We start from the raw sequence: 19,481 nt of genomic DNA, 5'->3' as shown, positions 1-19,481 counted from the left end.
TTCCATGTGTTCCAAGTCTCCCACCCCCTAGGAAAGCCCGCATGCAGTCCGACGAAAGCGCCATCCCGCAAAGCGATCCCTTCATGCTCTTCGAAGTGTGGTACGCCGAAGCGAAGGAAAGCGAACCCAACGATCCCAATGCGATGGCGCTCGCAACCGCGTCGGAAGACGGGCTGCCCTCGGTCCGCATGGTGCTGCTGAAGGGCCACGGCCCGGACGGTTTCGTGTTCTATACCAATGCCGAAAGCCGCAAGGGCGAACAGATCCACGCCAATATGCGTGCGGCGCTGCTGTTTCACTGGAAGAGCCTGCGCCGCCAGATTCGCATCGAAGGCCCGCTGGAGGAAGTGAGCAGCGCGGAAGCCGACGCCTATTTCCATTCGCGGCCGCGCGTCTCCCAGATCGGCTCGGCAGCCAGCGACCAGTCGCGCGCGCTGCCCGACCGGCAGGTCTATCTCGACCGGGTAACGGCGCTCGAGGAACGCTATCCCGAAGGTGACATTCCGCGCCCGCCGCACTGGACGGGTTTCCGGCTCAGCCCGCGGCGGATCGAGTTCTGGCAGGATCGCCAGTACCGGCTGCATGATCGCCGGCTGTTCGTCCGCGATGCTGCGGAAGAGGCGTGGTCCGACACGCTTCTGTACCCATGACGACCGATCGCGCCCTGCTCGCGCGGTCCGCTGCCGTCGCGTCGATCTCGGTCGCGCTGATACTGGTCGCGCTCAAGACCTGGGCTAGCTGGCGGACCGGGTCCACTGCCATGCTCGGCAGCCTGGCCGATTCGGCGCTCGATCTCGTGGCCAGCCTTGCCACGCTGACCGGCGTCTGGATCGCGTCGATGCCTGCCGACGAGGATCACCGCTTCGGCCATGGCAAGGCCGAGGCGCTCGCGGCGATCTTCCAGGTGATGCTGATCGCGCTTTCGGCATTCGGCATTGCGGTGCGCGCGATCATGCAGCTGGCGGCGGGCGGGCCCACCGCTGCGGCGCAGGAAGGCATCGCGGTGTCGCTGATCGCCATCGCGCTCACTTTCGCGCTGCTTTCCTGGCAGCGATTCGTAATGAACCGGACGCGGAGCCTCGCGATCCAGACCGATCACCTGCATTACAAGTCCGACCTGCTGCTCAATCTTGCCGTGATCGCCGCGCTGGTGCTCGACCAATATGCGGGTTTCGGGATCGCCGATCCGCTGTTCGGCCTGGCCATTGCCGGCTGGCTGGCATGGGGCGCATGGCGCGGGGCGAGCGATGCGGTCGACGATCTGATGGACCGCGAATGGCCCGACGAAAAGCGCCAGGCCTTCGTCGAAGCTGCGGCGCGCCATCCCGAACTGTCCAATCTCCACGACCTGCGGACGCGCACCAGCGGGAACCGCGACTTCGTCCAGTTCCATGTCGACCTGCCCCCGGCGCTGACCATTGCGGCCGCGCATGCGATCATCGACCGGGTCGAGGCCGACCTGCTCGAACAGTTTCCCGGAACCGAATTGCTGATCCACATCGACCCCGAAGGCCATGTCGACGAGCCCGACAACCCGCTGGTCGAAGACAATGAATTCGCCAAGCTGGAGAAAGACGCATGAGCCGCACGATACCCTATTGGCATGTCGACGCATTCGCCGACCGGCCGTTCACGGGCAACCAGGCTGCGGTGATGCCGCTCGAGCGCTGGCCCGACGATGCCGAATTGCTGGCGATAGCCGAAGAGAACAATTTCGCCGAGACCGCTTTCCTCGTCCGCGACGAGAGTGGCGCGGACGAGTGGGAGCTGCGCTGGTTCACCCCGGCCGAGGAAATCCGCCTGTGCGGCCACGCCACGCTGGCGAGCGGACATGTGCTGCTAATCCGCGATGGAGGCGACAGGGTCACCTTTCGTACGCGCAGGGCCGGGCTTCTCGAAGTCGCGCGCACCGGCACGGGATACGAACTGGCGCTGCCGCTTATCCGCAGTGCGCCGGGATCATGGCCCGAAGCGGCGGCGTTGCTCGGCTCCGAACCGGCCGAAGTGTGGCTGAACGAGGATGGCTACGGCATCTATCTGTTCGACCGCGAAGCGCAGGTGCGCGCACTCGATCCCGACCTGCGCGGCCTGGGCGCGCTGGGCAGCGACCAGTTCATCTGCACTGCGCGCGGTTCGGACAGCGATGTCGTCAGCCGCGTGTTCGTACCGGGAAGCGGGGTGGACGAAGACAGTTTCACCGGCTCCGCCCATGCCGCGCTGACCTATTTCTGGACCGAACGGCTGGGACGCGACAGCTTCACCGCGTTCCAGGCGTCGCAGCGCGGCGGCCATGCCACTTGCCGCCGCGATGGCGAGCAGGCGATCTTGTCCGGCGACTGTGTGACCGTGGTCGAGGGCCGGTTCCTCCTGCCCTAGCTGGCGGGGTACAATTCGATGAGATCCGCCAGCTGCTGCAGCATGGCGCGGCGCTCGGGCGCGTCGGAATGGCCGAGCCTGACGATGGTGAGCTTCTGCGCGGGCGAAACAAAGACATACTGGCCCATGTGCCCGATCATCGAAAAGGCGGATTCGGGCGCGCGGGCAGGTATCAGCGGGTGCTGGTCTTCACCCGTCGGCCGGTTGAGCCATGTCTGCAGCCCGTAATGCGGGCTCTTGGGGCTGGGGGTGACCATTTCCTCGACCCAGGCGCGCGGCACCAGCTGCTCGCCGCGATAGGAGCCCTTGTTGCGCAGCAGCTCGCCCAGCTTGGCCCAGTCGCGGGCGGTGGCATGGATCAGGCTGCCGCCGATCAGCGTGCCGGCGCGATCGAATTCGGGCACCACGCTGGTCATGCCCAGCGGTTCGAACAGCCGAGCGGCGAGATAGTCGGTCACCGCCTGCCGGCGGATATCTGGATCGCTGCTGCCGGTCAGCGCCCGGGCCGCGATATCGGCGAGGATGACAGTGGTGTTGGAGGAGTATTCGAACCGTTCGCCCGGTTCCGCCTCGAGCGGCTGCGCGGTGGCGTAATCGGCCATGTCGTCGCGCCCGTCGAGGAACAGCATGCGCACTTCGCTGCTGTCATAGGGTGGGTCGCCGGCCTCGGTATGTTCGAGCCCGGCGCGCATCTGCAGCAGGTGGCGCAGGGTGATTTCGGCGCGCGGATCGCCGGTGCGCTGCCACCGGGGCACGGGCGCGGGCGCATCGAGCCGGAGCTGCCCGTCGGCAACCAGCATGCCGATCATGATCGCGGTGACCGTCTTGGCCATGGACCAGCTGACGAAACGCGTGTCGGCATCATATCCTGGCGCATAGCGCTCAACCGCCAGGGTGCCTCCGTGATAAACCACCAGCGCGCGGGTTTCGCCAAGGCCCTCGCGCGTGAACAGATCGTCCGCTGCCCGCGCCAGCGGCCGGGTGGGCGCGCCGGGCTGCTTGCTTACCGCAGCGAGCGCTTCTTCGCTGAGCGGGGGTTCCTGCGCCGGTCCGGACGACCCGCAGGACGCAAGGCTTGAGGTGGCGAGCGCAAGCGCGATAAGGGGGGTGGGCCGCATGAACATATGTGCGTCACTCGCATGAAGGAATCCCGCTTGGCAACGGCCAAAACCCGCACTCGCAAAACCCGCTTCTGGTTCTGGTCGATCCTGCTTGTCGCCGTGCTGCTCGGTGCGGCGTGGCTCGCGTGGGGCGAAGGGCTGCGCAAGACCGGCGGGGCAGGGGTTGCCTATGCCGCGCGGGTCGGCTGCTCGTGTCGTTTCGTCGCGGATCGCAGCCTGGACGATTGCGCCAAGGACAGGCTGGCAGGGATGGAGCTGGTTTCGCTCAGCGATGACGCGGCGGCCAGGAGCGTCACGGCATCGATCCCGCTGGTCGCATCGGAAACCGCCGCCTACCGGGAAGGCTATGGCTGCGTCCTGCAGGAGTGGCGCGACTAGGCGGCGACGCGGGTCGTCGAATCGATCCATCCGCCGCCAACGACCCTCTCGCCCGCGTAGAGGACGGCCGCCTGGCCGGGCGCGACGCCGAATTCCGGATCGGCAAAACGGATCGCAACTTCGGCCCCATTGCCCAGCGAGCCTTCGAGCGTGACCGGCACCGGTTTGGCGAGGCTGCGCACCTTGGCGGTCAGCGGGACATCGGGCAGCGGACCGATGCGGTTGGTCTCGATGATCTGCGCGGCGGTCACGGCCAGCATGCGCTTGGGCCCGACCCTGACCTGTGCGGACGCGGCGTCGATGCCGACGACATACAGCGGTTCGGGCTGGCCCCCGATGTCGAGTCCGCGGCGCTGGCCTACCGTATAGTGGATGACGCCCTTGTGTTCGCCCAGCTGCTCTCCGGTCGCGGCATGGACGATCGCCCCCGGCTGTGCGCCTTCGGGCCGCATCTTGCGCACGATCTTGGCATAGTCGCCATCGGGTACGAAGCAGATATCCTGGCTGTCGGGCTTGGCAGCGTTGCGCAATCCCGACCCTTCGGCAAGCTCGCGCACTTCCGCTTTCGGCATGCCGCCGAGCGGGAAGCGCAGGAAGGCCAGCTGGTCGTCGGTGGTGGCATAGAGAAAATAGGACTGGTCGCGCGCAGGATCGGCAGCGCGGTGCAATTCGGGGCCGGCTGTCCCCATGACGCGCTTCACGTAATGCCCGGTGGCAAGGCAGTCCGCCCCCAGTTCACGCGCCATGTCGAGCAGATCGGTGAACTTGGGCCCCATGTTGCAGCGGATGCAGGGCACGGGCGTCCGTCCGGCGAGGTAGTCGTCGGCGAATGTCTCAACCACTTCTTCGCGAAAAGCGCCCTCGTGGTCATGGACGTAATGCGCGATGCCCAGCCGTTCGGCGACCTCGCGTGCATCGCGGATGTCATCGCCAGCGCAGCAGGCGCCCTTGCGCCCCGTGGCGGCGCCGTAATCGTACAGTTGCAGGGTGATGCCGATGACTTCGGCACCCGTCCTTGCGGCAAGCGCGGCGACCACCGAACTGTCGACGCCGCCCGACATGGCGACGACGATGCGGCATTCGGCTGCCGGTCGCGGCAGGTCGAACAGAGCGGCGGCCTGGTCCGGCGAAAGGATATCGGTTGCGGGCATGGCAAAGCCATACACGGATTGGCGCGAGGCCGCCAGATACCAAGGGCTGGCGAGCGCTGCTGCGACCTTCACGATCCGTTTACCATGGGTGGCCTATGTACGGAGACCATGTTTGAGGGCCGCTCCAAAGAAAAAACGCTACCGGATCAGCGCGGAAGCGCGGATCTGCGCCAGTTTCGCTGGACCGATCTGGTCGCGAAACTCGCCGCGACTCGCGATTTGCGCGATGAATTCGAACGGGTGGAGGCTGGCTTCAATGCCTTTGGGCAAGCCCGCCGCGAGGGCAATGAAGAAGGTAAACTGACCGTTAACCAAGCTGCTTTAAGCGATGGAAAAGCCGCCCCCCTAGGTCTTGGTCATCCCGCGAACGACGCGGACCAAGGCGACAGAGAGTAGAGAATGATCGAAAACCAGGACATCCGCCCTGCACAGGTTATCGGGCCGCTTGGCGAGCCGTTAACCGTGGACGACTTGCCTTCGCCCGATACGAAGCGCTGGGTGGTGCGGCGCAAGGCGGAAGTGGTCGCGGCGGTGAATGGCGGGTTGCTGACGATCGACGAGGTGCTCGAACGCTATTCGCTCAGCCTCGAGGAATTCGCTTCGTGGCAGCGCGCTGTCGATCGGTCGGGCATGCAGGGGCTGCGCGTCACCCGGATTCAGCATTACCGCGACCTTTACGAACGCCAGCTCAAATACTGATCGCCATCCGTCACGGGAACGATTTGACTCCTCCATCGCTGCGCGTTCATCCTCGAGCCGAATTCGGGGAACCGGTCAGCCCATGCTTTCGTTGAAGGCACATCGGGTTGACGGGAAGAACAGGAGGAATTCGAATGGCTTGGATTATCGCTATTATCGTCGGTGGGATTATCGGTTGGCTGGCTAGCCTGGTTATGAACCGCGACGCCTCGATGGGCATCTTTTGGAATATCGTTGTCGGCATCGTCGGCTCTTTCATCGGCCGCTTCATCGGTTCGCTAATCGGGGTCGGCTCGACGCTGACCGAATTCAGCATTCCGGGTCTGCTGATGTCGCTGGTCGGTGCCATCGTATTGCTCGGCATCGCCAATCTCATCCAGCGTGGCCGCGTCCGTTAAACTGGGTCACTTACTGAAGTTTCAGGGCGGGGCGTCGCAGGACGTCCCGCCCTTCGTATATGCGGCAGTGCTGCTTGTGGCGCGCGGGCGACATTCGTCCGGCTATACCGGCCCCCGGTCGAAGCGTCGATTGCCCTGCGCTGGGCCCGGGTCTATCGCCTCCATGCGAAATTCTTGCGCTGAGTGATATAGCAATGTAATACACTGCTCGTTCGCAGCGCTTCTGGGGCAGGGTACGACATGAATTACGAGTCAGGTGTAATGGCCGAGAAGGGCGATCCGATCACGGTTGACTTCGATCCCGACGAAGACGACCGTCTCGAGAAACGGCGTACGGATCGCCGCAGGATCATCATCATCGCCGGCCTTATCGTCCTCGGTCTCGCGATTGCGGCCTATTTCGCCATGCGTGGTGGCACGACGACCCCCGCCGGGGAAGAAAACGCGCAGGCGCCAACGGTTACCGTGGTGCGTCCGGGGCGGACCACGGTCGAAGGTGAAATCACCGCAACCGGCTCGCTCGCCGCGCGGCGTGAAATGCCGGTCGGCGTCGTGGGCGAGGGCGGCCGTGTCGTCTCGGTGCCGGTCGATGCTGGCGACTGGGTAAGTCAGGGCCAGGTGCTTGCCCGGATCGACCGCTCGGTCCAGTCGCAGCAGGTCCAGAGCTTTTCCGCACAGGTCCAGGTCGCGCAGTCCGATGCCGATCTAGCGCAGGCCAATCTCGATCGCGCGTTGCAGCTTGTCGAACGCGGCTTCGTTTCGCAAGCCGATGTCGACCGGTTGACCGCGACCCGCGATGCCGCCGTCGCCCGCGTCCGCGTGGCACAGGCGCAGCTGGCCGAATTGCGCGCGCGCAATGCCCGCCTCGACATCCTCGCCCCCGCGGCGGGTTATGTGCTCGAACGCAATGTCGAACCCGGCCAGACGGTCAGCGCCGGTTCGCCGCCACTGTTCCGGATCGCCCGCGGGGGCGAAATGGAACTGCTCGCGCGGCTCAACGAAGATGCGCTGGCGTCGATCTCGCCGGGGACGCGTGCGCAGGTGCGCCCGGTCGGCACCGACAAGCTGTTCACCGGGCAGGTTTGGCAGGTTTCGCCGATCATCAGCGAGCAGGATCGCCAGGGCACTGCACGCATTGCGCTGAGCTACGCTCCGGGCCTGCGGCCGGGTGGTTTCGCCACTGCAACGATTGCCAGCGGCACGGTCGTCGCGCCGATCCTTCCCGAAAGCGCGGTGCTGTCCGACGAGGACGGCGCTTACGTCCTGATCATCAATGGCGAGGACAAGGCCGAACGCCGCGCGGTGACCACCGGCACGGTCACGTCGAAAGGTATCGTGATCGCCGAAGGGCTGAACGGTTCGGAACGTGTCGTGCTGCGCGCAGGGGGCTTCCTGACCGAAGGTGAAACGGTCCGGACGCAGCTCGCCGAGCTCGACGGCTAAGCAGGGGTAACTCGATGAATTTCCGCAACATCTCTGCCTGGTCGATTCGCAACCCGGTCATTCCGCTGGTGGCGTTCACGGCGCTGCTGCTGGCGGGCCTGATCAGCTTCGCCCGGATGGATGTTGTCAACAATCCAGACATCGAGTTTCCCGCCGTCAACGTCTCGATTTCGCAGCCCGGCGCCGCGCCGACCGAAATCGAGAACCAGATCACCCAGCGCGTCGAATCCGCCGTGCGCTCGATCAACGGCGTGAATTCGCTCAATTCGACCGCGCGCGAGGGCAATTCGAACACCTTCATCGAGTTCGAGATCGGCACCGATCCCAACGATGCGGTCGCCGAAGTCAAGAATGCAGTCGACACGGTCCGTGGATCCCTGCCCGACGGAATTCTCGAACCGCGCGTCACCAAGGAGGAAATCTCCGGCGGCTTCCTCGCGATCTATGCGGTCGAAGCCGACGACATGACGATCGAAGGGCTTAGCTGGTTCATCGACGATTCGGTCGCCAAGCAATTGCTCAGCATCGAAGGCATGGCCGAGGTCAATCGCTTCGGCGGGGTCGACCGCGAGATCGAAGTTATCCTCGACCTGCCGCGGATGCAGGCGCTGGGAGTAACAGCAAGCCAAATCAACGGCGTGCTGCGCCAGAGCAATGTCGATGCAGCGGGCGGTATGGCCGAAGTCGGCGGCACGCGCCAATCGGTGCGGGTGCTGGGCAACAGCGAGGATGCCTACGCGCTCAGCCAGCGGCAGATCCAGCTGGGCGGTGGCCGCACGGTCAAGCTGGCCGATGTCGCCACGGTGCGCGATGGCTATTCGGAACGCACATCGATCAGCAAGGTCCGCGACAAGGAAGTCGTCAATTTCGCGATGAGCCGCGCCAAGGGCGCATCGGACGTGACCGTCTATGAAGAAGCGCTCGAGAAGATCGCGCAGATCGAAGCGGAGAATCCGGGGGTCAAGTTCATCCCGCTGTTCAACACGGTCAAATACACCAAGGACCAGTACGAAAGCGCGATGGCGGCAATGATCGAGGGCGCCATCCTTGCCGTCGTGGTCGTGTTCTTCTTCCTGCGCGACTGGCGCGCGACAGCGATATCGGCTGTCGCGATCCCGCTGTCCGCGATCCCGACCTTCTGGTTCATGGATCTGCTCGGCTTCAACCTCAACCAGCTGTCCTTGCTGGCGCTGGCGCTGGTCGCAGGCGTGCTGGTCGACGATGCGATCGTCGAGATCGAGAACATCGTGAGGCACATGCGGATGGGCAAGACTGCCTACCAGGCCTCTATCGACGCGGCTGACGAGATCGGCCTGCCAGTGGTCGCCACCAGTTTCTGTATCGTCGCCGTGTTCTTCCCCGTGGGGGCCATGCCCGGGATCTCGGGACAGTTCTTCAAGAACTTCGGCTTCACCGTCGTGGTCGCGGTGCTGATGTCGCTTGCCGTCGCCCGGATGATCACGCCGATGCTGGCCGCCTACTTCCTCAAGGCACACGGCCAGGCCGCGCATGGCGAGGGCCGCATGATGGACCGGTACATGGGCATCCTGCGCTGGTCTCTCGATCGCGGCAAGATGCTGGCGGTCCGGCAGGGTATAGAAGGGCCGCGCAGCCGCGGGCTTTACATCGTCGCATTGCTACTGGTCGTGCTCGGCGCCTTGGCAATCTCGGCCATTGCGACTTTTCAGGCGTCTTCCCTCATCCAGGGACTGGGGCTGCCCGATCTCATCACTGGGGGCGATCCTGATCCGCAGGGCCTGGTCAAGTTCCTTGCCACGCTCGTCGGCCTGGTCCAGCTTGCCTTGGCGCTGGCGATCGGCCTGCTCGCCGCCTTGGCATTCTTCCGCATAACCGGGTTCGTCGTCCGCATGTTCGGCGACCATATGGCGCAGGCCTGGCAGTATCTCTATGCGCGCTTTCTCGATCACCGGGTCTGGATGCTCGGGGTCGGCTATTTCGCGCTGTTGCTTACCATTCTCCTGTTCAGCATCGTCCCCGGCCAGTTCCAGCCCAACATCGACGATGAAAACAGCCGGGTTGAAATCGAGATGGTTCCGGGCACCACGCTCGAAACCACCGAGCGCGTGACCGATCAGGTCGCCGACCTCCTCTATGCGCAGCAAGAGGTCGAACTCGCTCTGGAACGCGTTCGTGAAGGGCAGGCAACGCTCTACGTCACGCTCAAGCCCGACCGCGAGCGCACCTCGATCGAATTCGAACGCGCCCTGGCACCGGAATTCGCCAAGATCGCGGACGCAAGGGTGCGCTTCGCCTCGCAGTCGGGCGGGTTCGGTTCGGGCCGCGACGTGACAGTGATGCTGGCCGGTTCGAATCCCGAGCTGCTCAACGACACCGCCGCCACGCTGGTCGAACAGATGAAAGGGATCGACACGCTGGTGGCCCCGCGAATCAGTGCGGACATCAACCGTCCCGAACTGATCATCGAACCGCGCGAGGACCTCGCCGCGGAACTCGGGGTGACGACTCTTGCGATCAGCCAGACGATCCGGATCGCCACCATGGGCGAGATCGAACAGAATGCCGCGAAGTTCTCGCTCTCCGATCGGCAGATCCCGATCCGCGTGAAGCTGCCCGAGCGCTCGCGCGAGGACCTCGAAACGATCCGCAACCTGCCGGTCCAGACCGCCAGCGGCGGATCGGTTCCGCTCTCGCGGGTAGCCGATGTTTCTTTCGGATCAGGCCCGACAACGATCCAGCGCTACAACCAGAACCGCCGGGTGCTGGTGGGGGCTGATCTGGCGCAGGGTGTCGTCAAGGGCGAGGCGCAGGCCGAGATCGACGCGCTGCCGATCCTGCAGGATCTCCCGCAGGGGGTCATCCGCGATGTCGTGGGCGAGGATGAATGGCAACAGGAACTGATCAGCAGTCTTCTGATCGCCATCGTGTCGGGCGTCCTGCTGGTGTTCGCAGTGCTGGTCCTGCTGTACAAGCGACTGATGAGCCCGCTGGTCAACATGACCAGCCTGGCGCTCGCTCCGCTGGGCGGCATCCTGCTGGTCTGGCTGTTCGGCCAACCCCAGTCGATGCCGGTGTATATCGGTATCCTGCTGCTGCTGGGGATCGTGTCGAAGAACTCGATCCTGCTGATCGACTTCGCGATCGAGGAGATGGACAAGGGCACCCGCCAGTTGCCCGCGATCATCGACGCCGGCCACAAGCGCGCCCAGCCGATCGTGATGACGACCGTTGCCATGACCGCAGGCATGGTTCCGACCGCGCTTTCGGGTGTCCTGGGGTCCGGTGACGGCGCCTGGCGCGCGCCGATGGGCACGGTGGTAATCGGGGGGCTGATCCTGTCGACCCTGCTCACGCTGCTGATCGTCCCCGCCGGCTTCAGCCTTGCAGACAGCTTCGAGAAGCGCGTCGGACCGTGGCTGCGCAACCGCCTGCTCACCTACAAGGAGGGCGACGATACGCGCGGCATCATCGGCGATAGCACCGCCGGGCCGGGGGCCGAACCCGCGGAGTGAGCGACCCACTGCCAACGGGCCGGGCGGCTGCCGGCGTTCCGATCCCGGCGGATCGCGCACGGATGATGCGGCGCACGGCGACGGGGCTGATCGTCCTCATGGCGGCACTGTTCCTGTGGTCGGGTCGGTATCTGGGCGAGCACCCGGGATGGGGTTATCTCCACGCCTTCGCGGAAGCCGCGATGGTCGGCGGGCTGGCGGACTGGTTCGCGGTGACCGCGCTGTTCCGCCGCCCGCTCGGCCTGCCAATCCCGCATACGGCGATCATTCCCGAGAACAAGGACCGCATCGCCGATACGATGGCGGGGTTCCTGCGCGACAATTTCCTGACGCCGGCGGTCGTGGGCCGCCGGATGGGGTCGATGAACCTTGCCGGTGCGATCGGCAGTTACCTCGCCGATCCCAGGGCGACCAGGGATTCGCGGATCCAGGCGGGGGCCGGCGAGCTGGCGGTGGAGGTGCTCGAATCGCTCGATCCCGACCGGCTGGGCACGCAGGTGCGCAGCGGGATCAAGACCCAGCTTGGCAAACTCGAGGTCGCCCCGCTGCTCGGGGGCATGCTGGAAGCGATGATCGCCGACGGGCGCCACAAGCCGCTCATCGACAAGATCATTCGCTGGGCGGGTCTGGTGCTCGAAGACAACGAGGCAATGGTACGCGAGATGGTGCACCGGCGCGCGAATGCGGTTCTGCGCTTCACCGGGCTTGACGAGCGACTGGCGAATTCGGTCATCGACGGGCTCTACAAGCTGCTCGCCGAAGTGCTGGTCGATCCCGAGCACCCGCTGCGCAACAAGATCGAGGAAGGCCTGGAGGATCTCGCGCGCGGTCTGCGGGACGACCCCGTGATGCAGGAGCGGGTCGAGCGGCTGAAGAACGAGCTACTCGACAATCCTGCGATCGGTGACTGGTGGCAGGGAGTGTGGGAACGGCTGCGTGCCGGGCTGATCAAGAGCATCCGCAATTCCAGCGGCGGAACCGGTCCCAGCTATATCGGCGAAACGCTGGCGGAGCTCGGCGCCGCGCTGCGTGACGACCAGCGCTTGCAGCGACAGGTCAATCGCTTCACACGCCGGACCGCAGTGGGGGTCGCGACCCGCTACGGCGACCAGATCGTCCAGCTCGTGTCCGAAACCGTGCGCCGCTGGGATGCGGGGACGATCACCGACCGAGTGGAAAGCGCTGTGGGCCGCGATCTCCAGTTCATCCGCATCAACGGCACGCTGGTCGGCGGGCTGGTGGGGCTGACGATCCACGCGCTGGATGTCTACGTAATCTGATTTGCACCGCTTTCGCGATAGAGCGAGTTCGTTTGGTACCGCGAACGATCCGCTGGGCTGCGCGACCTGAATTGTCCTTGCGGCAATCCGGCGATGCCGTTTGCCTACCAGAATGCGATGCCGGCCGAACGGCGGATGCGGGCAAAGGAAAACCCTCCCGTCGAACATCGACGGGAGGGTTGATTGTTCGGTCGAACTTTGCGCTCAGAGCTTTTCAGTCAGCTCCGGCACTGCCTTGAACAGGTCGGCGACCAGGCCGACATCGGCAACCTGGAAGATCGGCGCATCCTCGTCCTTGTTGATCGCGATGATGGTCTTGGAATCCTTCATCCCGGCAAGGTGCTGGATCGCACCCGAGATACCGATCGCGATATAGACCTCGGGAGCGACGATCTTGCCCGTCTGGCCGACCTGGTAGTCATTGGGGACATAACCCGCGTCGACCGCCGCCCGGCTTGCGCCAATACCGGCGCCGAGCTTGTCGGCGAGCGGGGTAATGACCTGTTCGAAGGTTTCCGAATCCTTGAGTGCGCGGCCGCCTGAGACGATAACCTTGGCACTGGTCAGTTCGGGACGATCGCTTTCGGCGATTTCTTCGCTGACGAAGCTCGAGAGACCTGCATCAGTCGGGCCCGAAACCTCTTCGATCTCGGCCGAACCGCCATCGGCATCGGCCTTGTCGAAGGCGGTGCCGCGGACGGTAATGACCAGCTTGGGATCGGAGGATTCGACCGTCGCGATGGCGTTGCCGGCATAAATCGGGCGAGTGAAGGTCTTGTCGCCTTCGACCGAAAGGATGTCCGAAATCTGCATGACGTCGAGCAGCGCGGCGACGCGCGGCGCGATGTTCTTGCCGGTGGTGGTGGCGGGCGCCACGAATGCGTCGTGATGTTCCATCAGCTCGGCCACCAGCGGGGCAACGTTTTCGGCCAGCGCGTTGGCATAGGCTTCATTGTCGGCGATGTGGACCTTGCCGACGCCGGCGATCTTCGCCGCCTGGTCGGCCACTGCGCGGCAGCCCGAACCAGCGACCAGCAGGTGGACTTCGCCCAGCTTTCCGGCGGCGGTAACCGCCGCCAGCGTGGCATCGGCGAGGCTGGCGTTGTCGTGTTCGACCCAAACGAGGGTTTTCATGTCTGTATTCCTTCTCGTCTGTCTGACTTAGGCGATACCGAGCGCTTTGATCTTGGCGACCAGCGCATCGACATCCTCGACCTTCTCGCCTGCCTGGCGAACCGGCGGTTCGGAGACATTCGTGGTCGTCAGGCGGAGTGCGGTATCGACACCGTAATCGGCGGGCGACTTGGTCTCGAGCGGCTTCTTCTTCGCCTTCATGATATTGGGCAGCGATGCGTAGCGCGGCTCGTTCAGACGCAGATCGGTGGTGACGATTGCCGGCAGGTTGAGCTTCACCGTCTGCAGACCGCCGTCGACTTCACGCTTCACGGTGACGCTGTCGCCATCGACTTCGACGGTGTTAGCGAAGGTACCCTGCGGACGGCCCATAAGCGCGGCGAGCATCTGGCCGGTCTGGTTCGAATCGTCATCGATCGCTTGCTTGCCCAACATCACCAGGCCGGGCTCTTCCTCAGCGGCGATCGCCTTGAGGATCTTCGCGACTGCTAGCGGTTCGACCGCATCGTCTGTTTCGACCAGGATCGCGCGGTCGGCACCCATCGCGAGCGCCGTGCGCAGCGTTTCCTGCGCCTTTGCCGGGCCGATGCTGACGGCGATGATTTCCTCGGCCTTGCCCGCTTCCTTGAGGCGGATGGCTTCTTCGACGGCAATTTCGTCGAAGGGATTCATGCTCATCTTGACGTTGGCGAGGTCCACGCCCGAACCGTCCGCCTTGACGCGCGGTTTGACGTTGTAATCGATCACCCGTTTCACGGGGACGAGGATTTTCATGCGATACCTTCCTCTCGATAGAAACTGTAGGCACCGCCTAGCTTGCGTTTACGTAAACGTCAAGCAAGCCGGAGTGCCACCATGCGGCGCTTGGCACGATCCCTCGCGTGACCGGCACGGCGGGTCAAGCGTTGCCGGCCTGCAGCTTTACTATGGCTGGCGAGGCGAATAGTTTCGCCTCCTGTCGATGGGAGGAAAGCCATGCGCGTCTGGACGATTGCCGCGGCCGTGGGAGCGCTGATGGCGCCACCGGCGCAGGCGAACGAAACCCGCGTCGCTCCGGAGGGTCACATACCTCCGCCGGCGCAGGTGGAAGCGCTCGATTGGCTGGTCGGCCAATGGCACGGCAGCGGGATCGGCGAAGCGGCGGCATACGAGAGCTGGCTCCCCTCAAGCGGCGGAACCATGGTGGGAAGCTTCCTGCAGGAAACGCCGGCCGGCGGCATCATGTTCACCGAGCACATGTATATTGCCGAAGACGCCGGATCGCTCGTCGTCCGGCTCAAGCATTTCAATCCCGACCTCACTGGCTGGGAGGAGAAGGACGAGATGGTGTCCTTCCCGCTGCTGGCGATCGAGGAATGTGCCGCCTATTTCAGCGCATTGACCTATCGCTGCGATGGCGCGGACGGGCTGCTGGTGGCGGTCCGGGTAAAAGGCGCCGGCGAAGCGGCCGAGGAACTGGTGTTCCGCTTTACCCGCATTCGCTGAAAGCACGCCTGCGAAACCCGCTGTTCGCATGGCCCGACCTGTATTCGGGACCGGGGGATCGGGCCGCCCCGCTCGCACAGGCATGATGCCCGCACGAGCGGATGCGGCAATTCGTTAGGCGCCGATCAGGCTGCCTGCTTCACTTCGGCGACGATCTTCTTCGCTGCGTCGCCCAGATCGTCGGCGCTGACGATCGCGAGACCCGAGTTGTCGAGGATGGCCTTGCCTTCTTCGACATTGGTGCCTTCGAGGCGGACCACCAGCGGGACCGAGAGATTCACGTCCTTCGCGGCCTGGACGATGCCATTGGCGATGACGTCGCACTTCATGATCCCGCCGAAGATGTTGACGAGGATGCCTTCGACCGCGGGGTCCTTGAGAATGATCTTGAACGCCGCCGTCACCTTCTCGGTGGTCGCGCCGCCGCCCACGTCGAGGAAGTTGGCAGGGAAGGCGCCATTGAGCTTGATGATGTCCATCGTCGCCATGGCGAGGCCCGCGCCATTGACCATGCAGCCGATGCTGCCGTCGAGCTTGATATAGGCCAGGTCGTATTCGCTGGCTTCGACTTCGGCCGGGTCTTCCTCGGTCTCGTCGCGCAGCGCCTCGACATCCTTGTGGCGGAACAGCGCATTGCCGTCGAAGCTCATCTTGGTATCGAGCACGAGCAGGTTGCCGTCCTCGGTTTCGACCAAAGGATTGATCTCGAGCATCTCGCAGTCGAGATCCATGAAGGCAGTGTAGAGCTGCTTGGCAAGTTTCTGCGCCTGCTTGTTGAGGTCTCCCGTCAGCTTCAGCGCGAAGGCCACTGCGCGGCCGTGGTGCGGCATGAAGCCCTGCGCCGGGTCGATGGTAATGGTGGTGATCTTTTCAGGAGTCGAATGCGCGACTTCCTCGATGTCCATCCCGCCTTCGGTCGAAACGATCATGGCGACCCGGCCGGTGGCGCGGTCGACCAGCATCGACAGATAGTATTCCTGCGCGATGTCGACACCGTCGGTCACATAGAGCCGGTTGACTTGCTTGCCGGCATCGCCGGTCTGGACAGTGACCAGCGTGTTGCCGAGCATGTCCTTGGCGTTGGCTTCGACTTCCTCGATGCTCTTCGACAGACGTACGCCACCCTTGGCATCGGGGCCGAGTTCCTTGAACGTGCCCTTGCCGCGGCCCCCGGCGTGGATCTGCGCTTTCACGACGTAGAGCGGACCGGGCAGCTTCTTGGCGCCTTCCACCGCTTCTTCGACAGTAAGGGCGGCATGGCCGGCGGGGATGCCGATGCCGTATTTCGCAAGCAGTTCCTTGGCCTGGTATTCGTGGATGTTCATGGGAATCCTTCGTCCTTCGCGTGACGCGCGTGGGGGAATAAGAGTCGCACCGGCCATAAGCATGTCTGGGCCCGCTTGAAAAGGCCCGCTTTCGGGTGCAGGGCGCGGACCGATAGCCATGATCGACAGCCAGCGCCTCGAATCCATCGTCTCCGAAGCCGGACGGATCGCATACGATCTGTGGCCGGGGGCGGGCAATGCGCTGGATGCATGGGAAAAGAAACCGGGTGATCCGGTGTGCGAGGCCGACCTCGCAGTCGATGCCTTCCTCAAGCGCGAGCTTGGCGCGCTGCTGCCTTCCGCGGGGTGGCTGTCCGAAGAAACCGCCGATGACCCGGCGCGTCTCGGCCACGACCTGATCTGGCTGGTGGACCCGGTCGACGGGACCCGCGATTTCATCCGTGGGCGCAGCGGCTGGGCGGTTTCGGTCGCGCTTATTAGCGCTGGCCGGCCACTGATCGGCACGCTGTGTGCCCCTGCGCGAGGCGAGACATGGCAAGCGGTTGCAGGGCAGGGCGCGTTCCGCAACGGTACGCGGCTGACTGCTTCCACCCGCCGCGAATTTGCCGGATCGCGTGTGCCTGCGCATGTCTTGCCCAAGACCGACACCGATCTGGTCACGGTCGACCAGCCCAATTCGATCGCCTTGCGAATCGCGATGGTGGCGGCGGACGAAGCGGATCTGGTTGCGACGGTGCGTTGGGGTTTCGAATGGGATATCGCCGCGGCCGGAATGATCGCGCGCGAGGCCGGTGCCGCAGTGAGCGACGCCTATGGCCGCAAGCTCGACTACAACAAGCGCGACCCGCGGGACTTCGGCGTATTGGTCAGCGCGCCCGATATTCATGCCAATGCCGTGGAGCGGCTGGCACGGCGAATGGACAACCCGCCCGAATAACGGCTGGAAGAGCTGCCCGAACGAAATCGGGGCCAGCGCAATGCCGGCCCCGATCGATGATCTGAATGTCGGACTTGTCCGTTACATTCCCTGCGACTGGGCCGCCTGGATGTCCTGCTGGTCGAACGGAATGATCTTGATTTCGACGCGGCGATTGAGCGGTTCGTTGACATTGTCGCCGGTGGAAACCTTGGGGCGGGTCTCGCCGAAGCCCATCCAGCGGATGCGCGATGAATCGACGCCGCGCGACGTCAGGTAATTCGCCACTGCCTGCGCGCGCTGTTCGGACAGGCGCTGGTTCGAATCGGCCGAACCGACGGTATCGGTATGCCCGTATACGTCGACGAGGCTGTTGGGATATTGCGTCAGGCTCGAGGCCACGCGGTCGAGCAGGTCACGGAAGCCCGGAGTGATGGTGTAGCTGCCGGTGGCGAAGGTCACGCCGTCGGGCAGGTTGACCAGGATCGCTTCGCCGCCATCGGTTTCGCTGACGTCGACGCCCGAACCGGCCGTCTGCTCTTCGAGTTCCTTGATCTGCTGATCCATGTTGTAGCCAACCACGCCGCCGGCCACGCCGCCAGCTGCCGCGCCGATGATGCGTCCGGTCTTGCCGCCGATCACGCCGCCGAGCAGGCCGCCGGCAAGTGCGCCGCCGGCCGTGCCGAGCACGGTCCGCGAAACCTTGCGTTCGCCGGTGTTGGGGTCGGTTACGCAGGCCGATACGGTCATCATCGATACGGCAGCGAGGCTGGCGGTAAGAATGCGCGATTTTTTCATGTAGTTTTCCTCCTCTGAGGTGGCAGACGGCCCCAATACGGGCTTGGTGCCAGGCGAAATATCCCGGACGCGCCCACCCACGTCACAACCAAGCCAACCGCCCAGCGGCGCGCCTGTTCCGCGCCCGGCGCAGATAAGTCGCACGAAACGCTGGCAGCTTGGACCAATTGTGCTAGCCACGCGCGGGTGACACCTTTTCCCTGGACCGACCTGCTGATCATTGCAGGACTGATCGTGCTCAACGGCGTGTTCGCCATGAGCGAACTGGCCATCGTGTCGGCGCGCACCGCCCCGCTGCGTACGGCAGCGCAGCAAGGCAATCGCGGCGCGCAGATCGCGCTTTCGCTGGGCGCGGAACCGGGCAAGTTCCTCTCGACCGTGCAAATCGGCATTACGCTGATCGGAATCGTGGCGGGCGCCTATTCTGGAGCCAGCCTCGGCGGACCGGTGGGCGAGCGCCTGGCCGTGCTCGGCGTTCCTGCGGACTGGGCGGACCAGGCGGGCTTCGCCACGGTAATCGCACTGACCACTTACCTCAGCCTTGTGGTTGGCGAGCTCGTGCCCAAGCAGGTGGCTCTCCGCGCTGCGGTGCCAATCGCGATCTACATGGCGCGGCCGATGGCGGTGCTGGCCAAGGTCGCCGCCCCGCTGGTGTGGTTGCTTGACGCCTCGTCCGGTCTGCTGATCCGGCTGCTCGGCGTGCGGCCGGCAGGCCAGAGCGCGGTTACCGCCGAAGAGCTGCACATGCTGTTTGCCGAAGCCACGCGCAGCGGCGTCATCGAACACGAACAGCACCAGATGCTGCAAGGCGTCGTCCGGCTGGCCCAGCGGCCCGTGCGCGAGCTGATGACCCCGCGCACGGAAGTCGACTGGATCGATATTGCGGCGGACGAAGCTGCGGTTCGCGCGGTGCTCGACGCCAGCCCCCATTCGCTGTTGCCCGTGGCCGAAGGCTCGCCCGACAGGGTGCTGGGCGTGGTCAAGGTGCGCGATATCCTGTCGCGCCTCATCGCCAACGAGCCGGTCGATATTGCCGCGCTGATGAGCAAGACCGAGGTGGTCCCCGACCAGTTGGACGCGGTCGACGCACTGCGCGTGCTGCAACAGGCCGAAATCGCCATGGCGATGGTGCATGACGAATACGGTCATCTCGATGGTATCGTTACGCCGGTAGACCTGCTCACTGCGCTGGTCGGCGATTTCGCGAGTGATCAGGACCCGGGCGATTCGCCGGGGGTTACCGAGCGCGCCGATGGCAGCCTGCTGGTATCGGGCTCGCTATCCGCCGACGTGCTCGCCGATCGGCTGGGCATCGAATATGGCGAAGACCGCGAATTCGGCACCGCGGCGGGGTACGCACTGCATGTGCTCAAGCGCCTGCCCAACGAAGGCGACCATTTCACCGATCAGGGCTGGCGTTTCGAAGTCGTCGATATGGATGGCCGCCGGATCGACAAGCTGCTGGTAAGCAACGAGGCGGACGGGGCAGCGTAGCCTGCCTGACGCGGCGTGGAAATCTGCCGGC

At 64.6% G+C, this 19,481-nt stretch carries 19 protein-coding genes; 13 read left to right on the top strand and 6 right to left on the bottom strand.

Annotated elements, in window-relative coordinates; all coding sequences use genetic code 11:
- Positions 1-41 precede the first annotated feature (41 nt).
- The 3 genes from pdxH to WKH79_RS10565 are packed head-to-tail and all read left to right on the top strand — an operon-like array spanning position 42 to position 2,376.
- The gene (gene pdxH / locus WKH79_RS10575) at positions 42-650 is read left to right on the top strand and encodes a pyridoxamine 5'-phosphate oxidase (RefSeq protein WP_341858832.1); all 609 of its coding nucleotides are present in this window, start codon (positions 42-44) and stop codon (positions 648-650) included.
- Entirely contained in the window at positions 647-1,582 is a 936-nt protein-coding gene (locus WKH79_RS10570) for a cation diffusion facilitator family transporter (RefSeq protein WP_063505502.1), read from the top strand. The genes pdxH and WKH79_RS10570 overlap by 4 nt, the downstream gene beginning before the upstream one ends.
- Positions 1,579-2,376 (top strand): PhzF family phenazine biosynthesis protein, encoded by a 798-nt coding sequence (locus WKH79_RS10565; RefSeq protein WP_341858831.1) that lies wholly within the window; start codon positions 1,579-1,581, stop codon positions 2,374-2,376. Before WKH79_RS10570 ends, WKH79_RS10565 begins: the two co-directional genes overlap by 4 nt.
- On the opposite strand, the gene WKH79_RS10560 is transcribed toward WKH79_RS10565, so the two are convergent.
- Positions 2,373-3,500 carry a serine hydrolase gene (locus WKH79_RS10560; protein WP_341858830.1) on the bottom strand — a complete coding sequence of 376 codons (1,128 nt, stop codon included), beginning with the start codon at positions 3,498-3,500 and terminating at the stop codon, positions 2,373-2,375. The two genes, WKH79_RS10565 and WKH79_RS10560, sit on opposite strands and share 4 nt — an antisense overlap.
- A 30-nt stretch (positions 3,501-3,530) precedes the next feature.
- Here WKH79_RS10560 and WKH79_RS10555 point away from each other — a divergent pair, with 30 nt between their 5' ends.
- A complete protein-coding gene (locus WKH79_RS10555; RefSeq protein WP_341858829.1) occupies positions 3,531-3,875 on the top strand; it encodes a hypothetical protein in 345 nt (114 codons plus the stop codon).
- Here WKH79_RS10555 and mnmA read toward each other — a convergent pair.
- Positions 3,872-5,026 carry a tRNA 2-thiouridine(34) synthase MnmA gene (mnmA, locus tag WKH79_RS10550; protein ID WP_341860116.1) on the bottom strand — a complete coding sequence of 385 codons (1,155 nt, stop codon included), beginning with the start codon at positions 5,024-5,026 and terminating at the stop codon, positions 3,872-3,874. The two genes, WKH79_RS10555 and mnmA, sit on opposite strands and share 4 nt — an antisense overlap.
- Before the next feature lie 108 nt (positions 5,027-5,134).
- On the opposite strand from mnmA, the gene WKH79_RS10545 reads away from it, so the two are divergent.
- The 6 genes from WKH79_RS10545 (at position 5,135) to WKH79_RS10520 (ending at position 12,337) form a co-directional block, all read left to right on the top strand.
- Positions 5,135-5,422, top strand: a complete 288-nt coding sequence (locus WKH79_RS10545; RefSeq protein WP_156488744.1) for a hypothetical protein — start codon at positions 5,135-5,137, stop codon at positions 5,420-5,422.
- Between the two features lie 3 nt (positions 5,423-5,425).
- Positions 5,426-5,725, top strand: coding sequence for a DUF1153 domain-containing protein (locus WKH79_RS10540; protein WP_050601432.1), 300 nt, complete (start codon positions 5,426-5,428; stop codon positions 5,723-5,725).
- A gap of 134 nt (positions 5,726-5,859) precedes the next feature.
- Complete coding sequence (locus tag WKH79_RS10535) at positions 5,860-6,123, top strand: GlsB/YeaQ/YmgE family stress response membrane protein (RefSeq protein ID WP_050601431.1); 264 nt, start codon at positions 5,860-5,862, stop codon at positions 6,121-6,123.
- A 240-nt stretch (positions 6,124-6,363) separates the two neighbouring features.
- Entirely contained in the window at positions 6,364-7,566 is a 1,203-nt protein-coding gene (locus WKH79_RS10530) for an efflux RND transporter periplasmic adaptor subunit (RefSeq protein WP_063511043.1), read from the top strand.
- Between the two features lie 14 nt (positions 7,567-7,580).
- Entirely contained in the window at positions 7,581-11,057 is a 3,477-nt protein-coding gene (locus WKH79_RS10525; protein WP_341858828.1) for an efflux RND transporter permease subunit, read from the top strand.
- Positions 11,058-11,122: 65 nt separating this feature from the next.
- Complete coding sequence (locus WKH79_RS10520) at positions 11,123-12,337, top strand: DUF445 domain-containing protein (RefSeq protein ID WP_341860115.1); 1,215 nt, start codon at positions 11,123-11,125, stop codon at positions 12,335-12,337.
- Between the two features lie 204 nt (positions 12,338-12,541).
- Here WKH79_RS10520 and WKH79_RS10515 read toward each other — a convergent pair whose 3' ends face one another.
- Both WKH79_RS10515 and WKH79_RS10510 read right to left on the bottom strand, forming a co-directional pair.
- Positions 12,542-13,471, bottom strand: a complete 930-nt coding sequence (locus tag WKH79_RS10515) for an electron transfer flavoprotein subunit alpha/FixB family protein (RefSeq protein WP_341858827.1) — start codon at positions 13,469-13,471, stop codon at positions 12,542-12,544.
- Between the two features lie 27 nt (positions 13,472-13,498).
- Positions 13,499-14,245, bottom strand: a complete 747-nt coding sequence (locus tag WKH79_RS10510; protein WP_341858826.1) for an electron transfer flavoprotein subunit beta/FixA family protein — start codon at positions 14,243-14,245, stop codon at positions 13,499-13,501.
- A gap of 201 nt (positions 14,246-14,446) precedes the next feature.
- Between WKH79_RS10510 and WKH79_RS10505 the strand changes: the two genes are divergently transcribed.
- Entirely contained in the window at positions 14,447-14,956 is a 510-nt protein-coding gene (locus tag WKH79_RS10505; protein ID WP_341858825.1) for a DUF6265 family protein, read from the top strand.
- A gap of 125 nt (positions 14,957-15,081) precedes the next feature.
- On the opposite strand, the gene sucC is transcribed toward WKH79_RS10505, so the two are convergent.
- The gene (sucC, locus tag WKH79_RS10500) at positions 15,082-16,281 is read right to left on the bottom strand and encodes an ADP-forming succinate--CoA ligase subunit beta (protein WP_050601424.1); all 1,200 of its coding nucleotides are present in this window, start codon (positions 16,279-16,281) and stop codon (positions 15,082-15,084) included.
- A 118-nt stretch (positions 16,282-16,399) separates the two neighbouring features.
- Here sucC and WKH79_RS10495 point away from each other — a divergent pair, with 118 nt between their 5' ends.
- A complete protein-coding gene (locus WKH79_RS10495) occupies positions 16,400-17,179 on the top strand; it encodes a 3'(2'),5'-bisphosphate nucleotidase CysQ (RefSeq protein WP_341858824.1) in 780 nt (259 codons plus the stop codon).
- An 81-nt stretch (positions 17,180-17,260) separates the two neighbouring features.
- On the opposite strand, the gene WKH79_RS10490 is transcribed toward WKH79_RS10495, so the two are convergent.
- A complete protein-coding gene (locus WKH79_RS10490) occupies positions 17,261-17,956 on the bottom strand; it encodes an OmpA family protein (RefSeq protein ID WP_050601422.1) in 696 nt (231 codons plus the stop codon).
- A gap of 186 nt (positions 17,957-18,142) precedes the next feature.
- On the opposite strand from WKH79_RS10490, the gene WKH79_RS10485 reads away from it, so the two are divergent.
- Positions 18,143-19,450, top strand: coding sequence for a hemolysin family protein (locus WKH79_RS10485; protein WP_230832267.1), 1,308 nt, complete (start codon positions 18,143-18,145; stop codon positions 19,448-19,450).
- Positions 19,451-19,481 lie beyond the last annotated feature (31 nt).

It is taken from the genome of Qipengyuania sp. GPGPB31, assembly GCF_038396345.1.
Classification (GTDB): Bacteria; Pseudomonadota; Alphaproteobacteria; order Sphingomonadales; family Sphingomonadaceae; genus Qipengyuania; species Qipengyuania citrea.
The sequence above is the reverse complement of the archived record's forward strand: the minus strand, read 5'-3'. Positions and strand labels throughout refer to the sequence as shown.

Excerpts from the sequence above, each read along its gene's own strand:
- pdxH (WP_341858832.1), top strand. The coding sequence starts at position 42 with ATGCAGTCCGACGAAAGCGCCATCCCGCAAAGCGATCCCTTCATGCTC.
- WKH79_RS10570 (WP_063505502.1), top strand. The coding sequence starts at position 647 with ATGACGACCGATCGCGCCCTGCTCGCGCGGTCCGCTGCCGTCGCGTCG.
- WKH79_RS10565 (WP_341858831.1), top strand. The coding sequence starts at position 1,579 with ATGAGCCGCACGATACCCTATTGGCATGTCGACGCATTCGCCGACCGG.
- WKH79_RS10560 (WP_341858830.1), bottom strand. The coding sequence starts at position 3,500 with ATGTTCATGCGGCCCACCCCCCTTATCGCGCTTGCGCTCGCCACCTCA.
- mnmA (WP_341860116.1), bottom strand. The coding sequence starts at position 5,026 with ATGCCCGCAACCGATATCCTTTCGCCGGACCAGGCCGCCGCTCTGTTC.
- WKH79_RS10545 (WP_156488744.1), top strand. The coding sequence starts at position 5,135 with ATGTTTGAGGGCCGCTCCAAAGAAAAAACGCTACCGGATCAGCGCGGA.
- WKH79_RS10540 (WP_050601432.1), top strand. The coding sequence starts at position 5,426 with ATGATCGAAAACCAGGACATCCGCCCTGCACAGGTTATCGGGCCGCTT.
- WKH79_RS10535 (WP_050601431.1), top strand. The coding sequence starts at position 5,860 with ATGGCTTGGATTATCGCTATTATCGTCGGTGGGATTATCGGTTGGCTG.
- WKH79_RS10530 (WP_063511043.1), top strand. The coding sequence starts at position 6,364 with ATGAATTACGAGTCAGGTGTAATGGCCGAGAAGGGCGATCCGATCACG.
- WKH79_RS10525 (WP_341858828.1), top strand. The coding sequence starts at position 7,581 with ATGAATTTCCGCAACATCTCTGCCTGGTCGATTCGCAACCCGGTCATT.
- WKH79_RS10520 (WP_341860115.1), top strand. The coding sequence starts at position 11,123 with ATGCGGCGCACGGCGACGGGGCTGATCGTCCTCATGGCGGCACTGTTC.
- WKH79_RS10515 (WP_341858827.1), bottom strand. The coding sequence starts at position 13,471 with ATGAAAACCCTCGTTTGGGTCGAACACGACAACGCCAGCCTCGCCGAT.
- WKH79_RS10510 (WP_341858826.1), bottom strand. The coding sequence starts at position 14,245 with ATGAAAATCCTCGTCCCCGTGAAACGGGTGATCGATTACAACGTCAAA.
- WKH79_RS10505 (WP_341858825.1), top strand. The coding sequence starts at position 14,447 with ATGCGCGTCTGGACGATTGCCGCGGCCGTGGGAGCGCTGATGGCGCCA.
- sucC (WP_050601424.1), bottom strand. The coding sequence starts at position 16,281 with ATGAACATCCACGAATACCAGGCCAAGGAACTGCTTGCGAAATACGGC.
- WKH79_RS10495 (WP_341858824.1), top strand. The coding sequence starts at position 16,400 with ATGATCGACAGCCAGCGCCTCGAATCCATCGTCTCCGAAGCCGGACGG.
- WKH79_RS10490 (WP_050601422.1), bottom strand. The coding sequence starts at position 17,956 with ATGAAAAAATCGCGCATTCTTACCGCCAGCCTCGCTGCCGTATCGATG.